This is a genomic window from Vibrio sp. SALL6, assembly GCF_002002385.1.
GTDB classification, from domain to species: domain Bacteria; phylum Pseudomonadota; class Gammaproteobacteria; order Enterobacterales; family Vibrionaceae; genus Vibrio; species Vibrio parahaemolyticus.
Map to the genome: position 1 here is coordinate 141212 of NZ_MQVK01000005.1, position 10660 is coordinate 151871.

The window sequence follows — 10660 nt, forward strand, 5'->3', positions numbered from 1 at the left end:
GGTTTGGGCGAGTAACTCGCGCTACAAATCTATTGCAAGCTAACACTAGGTTAAGCCTTTAGGGACAACCACTTATTTATACAGAGTGATATCTATAACTAAGGTTTGAGGTTATCGCTGTATGAAACCGACTAAAGATACATCGCCAAGTACGATGTCCAAACCGAGCGGAAGCAAGAGCTTGATTTATAATCCTGCCTTTCGTTCTGCTATTTTCCAGATCATTGCTATAGCTGCACTGGTATTTTTCTTTTATACCATCATCAACAATGCGTTAAATAACCTCGATGCTCGGGGCATCGCGACAGGCTTTGGTTTCCTGAACCAAGAAGCTGGTTTTGGTATCGGGTTAACTCTCATTGAGTATAACGAAACGTATTCTTACGGCAGAACGTTTATCGTGGGTCTTTTGAATACAGCATTAGTCTCTGTTCTGGGTATTATTCTCGCCACCGCGATTGGTTTTACGATGGGTGTAGCGCGTCTCTCAACAAACTGGTTGGTTAGCCGTTTAGCTGCGGTTTACATTGAGACGTTTCGAAATATCCCCCTTCTTCTGCAAATCTTTTTCTGGTATTTCGCAGTACTGCAAGCATTACCATCGGCAAGACAAAGTTTGAGCCTTGGCGAAGCTATCTTCTTAAACGTGCGTGGGCTTTATTTCCCTGCGCCAGTGTTTAATGAAGGCAGTGGCGTGGTAATTGCTGCGTTTGTTATCGGGCTTATCGCTACGATCTCTATCTCTATTTGGGCTAGAAACAAACAACGCCTAACAGGCCAACAAACCCCGATGGGACGAATTGGTTTAGGGCTTCTCGTTGGCTTGCCTCTGCTGGTTTACTTCGTTTCTGGTATGCCAATCTCTTTGGAATACCCAGAACTGAAAGGTTTCAACTTCAAAGGTGGGATCAGTATCATTCCTGAGTTGGCAGCTCTGCTATTGGCGTTAAGTGTTTACACCGCCGCCTTTATTGCGGAAATCGTACGCTCCGGTATCAACGCGGTGAGTCATGGTCAAACAGAGGCCGCGATGTCACTTGGTTTGCCTCGTGCTAAAACGCTCAAGCTGGTTGTTATCCCTCAAGCTTTGAGAATCATCATTCCTCCACTCACAAGCCAATACTTGAACTTAACGAAGAACTCTTCGTTGGCAATGGCTATTGGTTATCCGGATCTGGTTTCTGTGTTTGCTGGTACAACCTTGAACCAGACAGGACAAGCCATTGAGATCATCGCAATGACAATGGGCGTTTATCTAACGCTGAGCTTGCTTACGTCTGCGTTGATGAACTTGTACAACCGCAAAGTTGCGCTGGTGGAGAGATAATATGAGTACACATCAATTTCAGCCCGATCTCCCGCCACCATCAAATACCGTTGGCGTGGTTGGGTGGTTACGCAAGAATTTGTTTAATGGCCCAGTCAACTCCATTGTCACGCTTATTCTTGCTTATATCGTTTTTAATGCGCTTTGGCACATTGTCGATTGGGCATTCATTAATGCTGACTGGATAGGCTCAACGCGTGATGACTGTAGCCGAGAAGGTGCATGCTGGGTGTTCATCAGTGTTCGCTGGGAGCAGTTCATGTACGGCTTCTATCCAGAAGCAGAACTTTGGCGCCCTCGCCTGTTTTACATCACGCTCGCGATTTTCACTGTGCTTCTTGCCTATGAAAAAACACCAAAACGCTTATGGATTTGGCTGTTCTTTGTCAACATCTATCCGTTTATCGTTGCTGCGCTTCTCTACGGTGGTGTGTTTGGCTTGGAAGTGGTTGAAACGCACAAATGGGGCGGCTTGCTGGTCACACTGATCATCGCGCTTGTTGGTATTGTGGTTTCATTACCGATCGGTGTCGCACTGGCTCTAGGTAGACGCTCTGATATGCCCATCATACGCAGCATCTGTACGATTTACATTGAAGTATGGCGTGGCGTTCCACTGATTACCGTACTATTCATGGCGTCCGTTATGTTACCGCTGTTCTTAGCTGAAGGTTCCGAGACGGACAAACTTATTCGTGCCTTAATTGGCGTGGTCATGTTCAGCGCGGCTTACATGGCAGAAGTGGTACGTGGTGGTTTGCAAGCCATTCCAAAAGGACAATATGAAGCTGCCGATGCGTTAGGTTTGAGTTACTGGAAGAAAACAGGCCTGATCATTTTGCCACAGGCACTTAAGATCACCATTCCTTCCATCGTAAACACATTCATTGGCCTATTTAAAGACACCAGTCTGGTACTGATCATCGGTATGTTCGATGTGCTCGGTATTGGACAAGCAGCAAACACCGACCCCGAATGGCTCGGCTTTGCTACCGAAAGTTATGTATTTGTCGCGTTAGTGTTCTGGGTATTTTGTTTTGGTATGTCACGTTACTCAATATGGCTCGAAAACAAACTTCATACCGGTCACAAACGATAACTCATCAAGATCAAGGACGTATTATGACGCAACAACAAGACTATATGATCCAGTTGAAGGACATGAACAAATGGTATGGTGAGTTTCACGTACTAAAAAACATCAACTTAAATGTAAAGAAAGGCGAAAAAATCGTTATCTGTGGCCCTTCAGGTTCAGGGAAATCGACCATGATTCGCTGTATCAATCGCCTTGAAGAGCATCAAGCAGGCAGCATTTTTGTTTCTGGAACAGAGCTTACGGAAGACTTGAAAAACATCGAAGCCGTTCGACGTGAAGTCGGAATGTGCTTCCAACACTTTAACCTCTTTCCACACTTAACAGTTTTGGAAAACTGTACACTTGCGCCAATTTGGGTGAAAAAGATGCCGAAAGAGGAAGCAGAAGCGGTTGCGATGAAATATCTCAAACGCGTTAAAATCCCAGACCAAGCCGATAAATACCCAGGTCAGTTATCTGGTGGTCAGCAACAACGTGTAGCGATTGCCCGTTCATTGTGTATGAGTCCTAAAGTCATGCTGTTTGATGAGCCCACCTCCGCGCTCGACCCTGAAATGGTGCGTGAAGTGTTGGACGTTATGGTCGAATTGGCGGAAGAAGGCATGACCATGCTGTGTGTAACCCATGAAATGGGCTTTGCTAAAGAAGTCGCCGATCGCGTGATATTTATGGACGCAGGAGAAATCATAGAAGAGAACAACCCGGTCGACTTCTTTGAGAATCCTCAATCGGATCGCACGCAAAACTTCTTAGCGCAAATCCTGCATCATTAATCATCAACGCAGATAACGCTTTAAAAGCACTGATTTCGAATGAAGTCAGTGCTTTTTGTCATTTACATCACCAATCGTTGTGAGCATCAACGCAAAAATTCTTGGTGGTAATATTGTGTTACAAGTTGCCACATACATAACATCTTATTTCCATTATCATTTTATCTAGGATATGCATGGAAAGGGCTTGATTTTTTGAACTTTCAGCCCCATAAATGTACCAATAGTAAACTCCCTTATTGAGGATAATTATGAACAGTCCAATGTTTACTCGTTCAACAAGTGTTCCTAATACACTTGAAACTAACAAAGTACTGAAAAACACTTACTTCCTACTGTCGATGACACTGATGACCAGTGCTATCGCAGCAGTCGCGACTATGGCAATGCAAATTTCACCAATCATGGCGATTGTGATGCAGCTTGCCGCGATTGGTATTTTGTTCTTTGTTATGCCAAAGGCAATCAACTCATCATCTGGTATCGTTTGGACATTCGTTTTCACGACTCTAATGGGTGGTGCTTTAGGTCCAATGCTTAACTACTACGCATCAATTCCAAACGGTCCTACTATCATTGCTCAAGCTCTAGGTTTGACTGGTATGGTGTTCCTTGGCCTATCGGCTTACACCATTTCAAGCAAGAAAGATTTCTCTTTCATGCGCAACTTCCTGATGGCAGGTTTGATCATTGTGATCGTTGCAGCGCTGATTAACATCTTCGTTGGTTCCACAATGGCTCACCTAGTAATCAGCAGTGTTTCTGCACTCGTGTTCTCTGGTTTCATCCTATTCGATACAAGTCGTATCGTTCGTGGCGAAGAAACAAACTACATCAGTGCAACAATTTCGATGTACCTAAACATCCTTAACTTGTTCACTAGCCTACTAAGCATTCTAGGCATCATGAACGACGATTAATCGTTTCTCGTTAAGTAAAATCAAAAAGCCCGAAGGTAATTCCTTCGGGCTTTTTCTTTGTGTGCAATTCAGTGTATTACGCCTGCTCTACAGACAACTCGATAACTTCGTCTGCTTCTGGATTTTCTCTAAAGCGTCTCACTTTGATCGTTTCCTCTCCTAACATGATTTGCTTGGCGATTCGGTGCATACCATCAAAGACTCGGTAGTCACTAGTTAAGATCACGGGATACGATACATCGGCATTGTTAATGCGTTGGCAATGTTTCGCTATTTCACGGCAGGTTGGCTGCGGCCCTTCATCACTAAACCAGGTCACCTCATTCGGACCTTTAATGTCATCAATAGAAATTTCTTCTACGGGTAAGGATTCTGCAAGCTTCCAAATACGCTCAATAGACCAAGTGGATTTTACGTTGTCATTAATCTCAATGTAACGTTGTGTCGACATGACTGACTCCTTGTCATGAGTGTTGTTTCTAACCTGAGCACAGGTCGGTTATCAAACCCAGAGAATATCGACCCAAAGGAATAAACACAACGTCGTAACCGATTCATCCTTAAACAAAATTTCATTAATTAGACAGCTGACTATCAAAAAACGATAATAAAAATGAATAAACCTGAATATAAATGCAAATGTCTTGGTATTACCCCCGTTAAATTTTTAACAAGCTGAATAATTTATTATTTTTCTGCATAGTAGTGAGTTTTGGACACATCATCAGTATTCATTAAAGCCCTGCTACTTTGTATGCTTTTGCTTCGCTCAGTACGACTTCAGGATTCTTTTGTTGAGAACTTCCTAACGTGTGCGCTAATCTATAAACATCCATGTTCACTTAACGGATAAGACGTTATGTTCGTTTACAACGGCAAAGAAATTGAAACTGATGCTCAAGGCTACCTACTGGATCATACTCAGTGGGAAGAAGGCATGATTGAGCTTTTAGCAAAAGAAGAAGACATCGAACTTACTGATGCTCATTTAGAAGTTGTGCATTTTGTGCGCGAGTTTTATGAAGAGTTTAATACCTCTCCAGCAGTGCGAATGCTTGTCAAGGCAATGGAAAAGGCACACGGCCCAGAAAAAGGCAACAGCAAATATTTGTTCAAGCTGTTCAAAAAAGGCCCAGCAAAACAAGCAACAAAGCTAGCAGGTTTACCTAAACCAGCTAAGTGCCTGTAATATTATAGAATTTTAAATCCGCGGAATGGTTTGTACGATACGCTCTCTCGCGTAACGCTTTCTACTGTCGCCGTCCGCGGACCTTCTTGTAACCATTCACAAAACTGGTCAATTTTCTCTTTAGGCCCACAAGCCATCACTTCTACATCGCCATTGTTCAAGTTCTTCGCGTAGCCCGTTAAACCAAGCTTTAAACCTTGGTGCGAAGTATGGTAACGAAAGCCAACCCCTTGAACGTGACCTTTAACTATAAATCTCTCACACTTTACGTTCATCTTTGTACCGCATCTGATTATTGAGTGATATATTCGTTTTGTCTTATTCACCCCACTAAGGATAGTGGGTTTTCGTATGGTTATAATAATTATGAAAGAAATTCCTTTCCGCTGGATTGATAAGTATCTCATTCACTTAAAGATTCAAGAAAAGTTCTACTTGCTCTTCATTCTTCCTCTTCTTGCTCTAGTCATTCTTACTCTCGTCCTCAATAGCGCGGCTAATTCTCTGATCTCAGGTATGTATCAGGAAGAGTTGATGCTCATGAAAGGGCTGATAGAGGCTGGCAATCTTTCTCAAGCTCAAGTAGCAAATCTTATTGCGGGTTCAGAGACAGTCTCTATTGGCACAGGACCGCAATCTGTATCGGTATTGAATGGCGCATTCAGTTTGGTTGCGAATCATGAGCTTTCTCTGTGGACTGCCCTATCAATGACTCAAGTGAGCATCATCTGCGTGAGCTTGTTTGTTCTCGCGCTGGGTGTTTACTACATCATGACGTTCATCGGTGGCGCAATGTTCACCATGAACAAGGCGCTAAACACGCTTGCTGATGGCGACCTAACCGCGCGGATGAATTTCTTCCCTGTTCGTGATGAGTTCAGTGAAATCGCCATCACGATTGATAAAGTCGCGGAGCGTGAACAAAAAATGGTTCAATCCATCCAAGAGTCTGTCGCTCTTATGCAGCAAATCAGCTCGGACTTGAACCAATCGATTCACCACAGTTCTGAAATTTCTGCGACGCAACAAGAACACCTCAACTCTCTTGCAAGTGCAACGGAGCAGATGGCGTCAACGATTCGTGAAGTTGCGACACTGGCTCACGACTCAAGCACACAGACGGATGATGCACGTAGTGTGGCTCAGTCAGGCCAAGTGAAAGTCGAAAACACGCTTCACTCGATTTCAAATCTGTCAAATGAGATTCAATCTGCTTCTCAAGCGGTTGAAGAGCTAGATGCAAACGCAGCGCAAATTGATGAAGTCGTGACAACAATCAACGGTATCTCAGAACAAACCAACCTACTGGCATTGAATGCCGCTATTGAGGCCGCGCGTGCTGGCGAGCAAGGTCGCGGTTTTGCCGTGGTTGCGGATGAGGTTCGTGCTCTTGCGGGGCGTACTCAGCAAGCAACCGTTGAAATCCAAGCGATGATTGAATCGTTACAACGTAACAGCCAATCCCTCACCAAACTTATGGAAGTTACGGTAAACAATGCCAACGAAGGTCAAAACCTGATGGCAGAAGTAAACCAAGAGATTGGCTCGCTTGCCGATAAAAACCAAACCATCTCAGACAGCAGTATTCAAATTGCGACTGCGGCTGAGGAACAAGGTGTCGTTGCAGATAACATCGCCGCAAGTGTCGAAGAAATCCGAGTTCAAGCAGATAATGTGTGCAATATGATCAGCACGACCTCGCAAAACGTCGAGCAGTTGCGTAAGCAAAGCGATACGATGGAATCTCTCCTCACAGGTTTGAGAGCATAAGCAAATATCAGTTTATCAGGGTCACGCAAGTGGCCCTTTTTTATGCCAGCTAACAGCTATGCCGACGATAATGACTAACGATACCGACCGTTTAGCAAATGACTGGATTGTTGAGGGATATTGCTTTTGCCCTCAACATCCCGGACAATACGCCCCTTTCAAAATTCAACAAGAGCAAATGAAATGACAGCTGCTATCTATTTGGTTAAAGGTCGTGAGAAATCGGTTAAGCGCAAGCACCCTTGGATCTTCTCTCGAGGCATCGGTAAAGTTGAGGGCGAACCCGCTCTTGGCGAAACAGTTGATGTGTTCACTCACGACGGTAAATGGCTAGCAAAAGCGGCATATTCTCCAGAATCTCAAATCCGCGCTCGTATTTGGAGTTTTGAAAAAGAAGAAATCAACAAAGCGTTTTTCGTGAAGCGTTTTCAAAATGCTCAACTTCTTCGTGAAGACGTGATTGAACGTGATGGTTTAACGGGTTACCGACTCATCGCCGCTGAATCTGACGGCTTGCCGGGCGTGACGATTGACCGCTACCAAAACTTCTTCGTATGTCAATTGCTCAGCGCAGGCGCAGAGTACAACAAGCAAGCGATTGTAGATGCATTGGTTGAATGCTTCCCTGATTGCAATATCTACGAACGTTCTGACGTAGCAGTACGTAAGAAAGAAGGTTTGAAAGAGACCACTGGCGTATTGCACGGTGAAGTGCCTCCAAAATCTGTCGTCATCGAAGAAAACGGCGTGAAAATCAGTGTCGACATTGTAGGTGGACATAAAACAGGCTTCTACCTAGACCAGCGTGACAGTCGTCAACAAGCGATGAAGTACGTTAAAGATAAAGAAGTTCTTAACTGCTTCTCTTACACAGGTGGCTTTGGTCTTTACGCACTGAAAGGCAGCGCAAAACGCGTAATCAATGCGGATGTATCTCAGCCAGCATTGGACACAGCAAAATACAATGCAGAGCTGAACGAGTTTGATATCTCGAAAAAGCGCGCTGTTTTCTTAAACGCAGATGTATTTAAACTGCTTCGTGAATACCGTGACCAAGGCACTCAGTTTGATGTGGTTATCATGGATCCACCTAAGTTTGCAGAAAGCAAAGCGCAACTAAATGGCGCATGTCGTGGTTACAAAGACATCAACATGTTGGCGATGCAAATTCTAAAACCTGGTGGCACGCTACTGACCTACTCATGCTCTGGCTTAATGGACCAAGTTTTATTCCAAAAAATCATTGCTGACGCAGCGGTAGACGCAAACCGCCAAGTGAAATTTGTTGAGCGCTTTGAACAAGCCGCAGATCACCCAACCGATACGGCATACCCAGAAGGTTTCTACCTAAAAGGCTTTGCTTGTAAAGTGCTTTAATCGCTCTTTGGCGATTATCGGAACGACATAAAAAACGGAGCTTTCGCTCCGTTTTTCTTATTCTCTCAACTGTTCGAGATTACTGATTAAGCTGTTGGCGATATCTGCGGCCGATGCGCCATCGAAATTAACTTCTAACTGTTGACCATCTTTATTAATCGTCAATGTCGAGTTACCTCCACTTTCAGTCACTTCTACGGTTATATCATCTACGCGTCCTCGGTAGTCTCCAGAACCAAGATCATCAAGCAATGTGGAAATGTCAGTACCCGTCATATCATCAAATACATCGGTAAAATCAAGCTGATCACCATCACTGAAATCCGTCACGGTATCAGTTGCGGACTGCATTTCTGTCCACTTGAAGACGTCATCACCTTCACCGCCCGTTAAGATATCGTTGCCTAAACCACCGATGATCATGTCATTACCGTCGGTACCAACCAGAATATCGTCTCCATCTGTACCCATGATGAGATTCAGCTCAGAATTTAATGCCATGGTTTGATAACCAAGCGCCGTGACAGCATCTACAGTGACGTTCTCGAAATCAACCGCTACCGTTGCTTCGTTACTAATTGCACCATCAGTGTCGATAGCTTGATAGGTAAAGTCATCGTTAACGTCAGTAAAACTGGTAATTTCAGTCCCAACTAAGGTAAAGCTCGCTTTATTACTCGAACTATCTGTCTCTGGTGTTAGTCGGATTTCATCAAAACTACCATTCGCTAATGAAACTGCGATGGATCCTTCATGGTTACTGGTATAGTTAATATCCGTTGAGTAAAACTGCTGAACATCAACAAGAGCACCATTCAGGAAGATGTATGCTGTTAACCATGCACCACCATTGTTGAAACGGTCATTCAGACTAGCCAAATTCAGTTTCGCTTCGTTTGCAGATAAATCTTCATCTAACTCTAACGTAATATATTCACCAGTACTGATTTCATCACCCTGTCCCGTTTCATTCGGAGAAACAACAACTAACCCTACTTGTTGATTAGCAAAATCGACTGAGATCTGAGCATCAGAATCAAAGATGATACTGTTACCAACAGTAATTATCTGACCTCCAGTGAACGTTAAGTTCGAGTTAGGAGGAGTATAGGAATTAACCAAGATATCTTTACCTTGGTCTTCAAGAAGGTCAGCTGAGTCAAAGCTCTGTTCGTCAAAGAAGTCATCAGTCAAACGGTACTTAACCTCTGTGTTTTCAGGGAACTGAGTGGTTTCATCTATAATGACTTCCTGACCATTACCATCCACATAATACAACTCTCCGTGTTCAGGGAGGTCAACAACCTGTATTAGAATATCACCATCATTGGCCGCAACTGCATCATCTTCAATGTCTTCAACTCGTTGTTCATTGGTGCTAGTTAGCCCATCGAACTCTACATCCTGAACAGGGAAAATGCCTTCTTGGACATTGAGGGAAATGATGAAATCACGAGCGATTGGTGGCGTATTCGGCTCATCATTATCGATGATGGTCGTATCAACATACGCATTAGTGAGGTCAAGCGCCTCGAAAATAGGATTGTCGTCACCATCGACAATACTAGCCACACTAACTCGATAGACTTCATCCGGCTCGTCATCGGAATCATCGACAGTGTCAATGGTAAACGTGGCGGTTACGCCATCCGCCCCAATAATCGCTTGGGTGGTTTCAGTAATGTCGTCACCCGATGCAGTGGTGTAGCTGTAAGCGAGCGTGACGATGCTACCGACTGGCGCCGGATCGCTCAGTGTCACGGTGTAATCCGTGGTGGTGTCGCCCTCCACGACATTTGCTGGACCGGTCATGGTGACGGTAACGGTATCTTCTGGACCTGGGTCGGTTTCATCACTGATGGTGGTGTCAACAAAGGCATTTGAAACATCTAATGCCTCAAAAATCGGATTGCTATCACCATCTACAATACCCGACACGCTGACACGGAATACTTCATCGCCTTCGGCGTAAACATCATCCACTGTATCGATGGTAAACGTGGCGGTCACACCATCCGCACCGATAATGGCTTGAGTGGTTTCGGTGATGTCATCACCTGACGCGGTGGCGTAGCTATAAACGAGCGTGACGATGCTACCGACTGGCGCCGGATCGCTCAGTGTCACGGTGTACTCTGTGGTGGTGTCACCTTCTACGACATTCGCTGGACCAGTCATGGTGACCGTAACCGTATCTTCCGGACC

General features: G+C 44.5%; 9 protein-coding genes and 1 pseudogene. 7 read left to right on the forward strand and 3 right to left on the reverse strand.

Annotated elements, in window-relative coordinates; translation table 11 throughout:
* Positions 1-121: 121 nt before the first annotated feature.
* The 4 genes from BIW15_RS01810 to BIW15_RS01825 all read left to right on the forward strand — a co-directional run bounded on the left by BIW15_RS01810 (position 122) and on the right by BIW15_RS01825 (position 4119).
* Positions 122-1327: an amino acid ABC transporter permease gene (locus tag BIW15_RS01810; RefSeq protein WP_005457120.1), complete on the forward strand. Its 1206-nt coding sequence runs from the start codon at positions 122-124 to the stop codon at positions 1325-1327.
* Position 1328: 1 nt separating this feature from the next.
* Positions 1329-2426 carry an amino acid ABC transporter permease gene (locus BIW15_RS01815; protein ID WP_005457129.1) on the forward strand — a complete coding sequence of 366 codons (1098 nt, stop codon included), beginning with the start codon at positions 1329-1331 and terminating at the stop codon, positions 2424-2426.
* Between the two features lie 23 nt (positions 2427-2449).
* Positions 2450-3199 carry an amino acid ABC transporter ATP-binding protein gene (locus tag BIW15_RS01820; RefSeq protein ID WP_005457131.1) on the forward strand — a complete coding sequence of 250 codons (750 nt, stop codon included), beginning with the start codon at positions 2450-2452 and terminating at the stop codon, positions 3197-3199.
* Between the two features lie 251 nt (positions 3200-3450).
* Entirely contained in the window at positions 3451-4119 is a 669-nt protein-coding gene (locus BIW15_RS01825) for a Bax inhibitor-1/YccA family protein (protein WP_005494926.1), read from the forward strand.
* 76 nt (positions 4120-4195) lie between these two features.
* On the opposite strand, the gene BIW15_RS01830 is transcribed toward BIW15_RS01825, so the two are convergent.
* A complete protein-coding gene (locus BIW15_RS01830) occupies positions 4196-4570 on the reverse strand; it encodes a chromosome partitioning protein ParB (RefSeq protein ID WP_005490570.1) in 375 nt (124 codons plus the stop codon).
* 408 nt (positions 4571-4978) lie between these two features.
* Between BIW15_RS01830 and BIW15_RS01835 the strand changes: the two genes are divergently transcribed.
* Positions 4979-5308 carry a TusE/DsrC/DsvC family sulfur relay protein gene (locus tag BIW15_RS01835; protein ID WP_015296771.1) on the forward strand — a complete coding sequence of 110 codons (330 nt, stop codon included), beginning with the start codon at positions 4979-4981 and terminating at the stop codon, positions 5306-5308.
* A gap of 2 nt (positions 5309-5310) precedes the next feature.
* Here the strand turns inward: BIW15_RS01835 and yccX are convergent, their stop codons facing one another.
* A complete protein-coding gene (gene yccX / locus BIW15_RS01840; protein WP_005486991.1) occupies positions 5311-5583 on the reverse strand; it encodes an acylphosphatase in 273 nt (90 codons plus the stop codon).
* A gap of 91 nt (positions 5584-5674) precedes the next feature.
* On the opposite strand from yccX, the gene BIW15_RS01845 reads away from it, so the two are divergent.
* Both BIW15_RS01845 and BIW15_RS01850 read left to right on the forward strand, forming a co-directional pair.
* Entirely contained in the window at positions 5675-7078 is a 1404-nt protein-coding gene (locus tag BIW15_RS01845; protein WP_005490568.1) for a methyl-accepting chemotaxis protein, read from the forward strand.
* A gap of 183 nt (positions 7079-7261) precedes the next feature.
* The gene (locus tag BIW15_RS01850; protein WP_179115212.1) at positions 7262-8455 is read left to right on the forward strand and encodes a class I SAM-dependent methyltransferase; all 1194 of its coding nucleotides are present in this window, start codon (positions 7262-7264) and stop codon (positions 8453-8455) included.
* A gap of 57 nt (positions 8456-8512) precedes the next feature.
* On the opposite strand, the pseudogene BIW15_RS01855 reads toward BIW15_RS01850, so the two are convergent.
* Positions 8513-10660, reverse strand: a pseudogene (locus BIW15_RS01855) (calcium-binding protein); the annotation flags it as partial.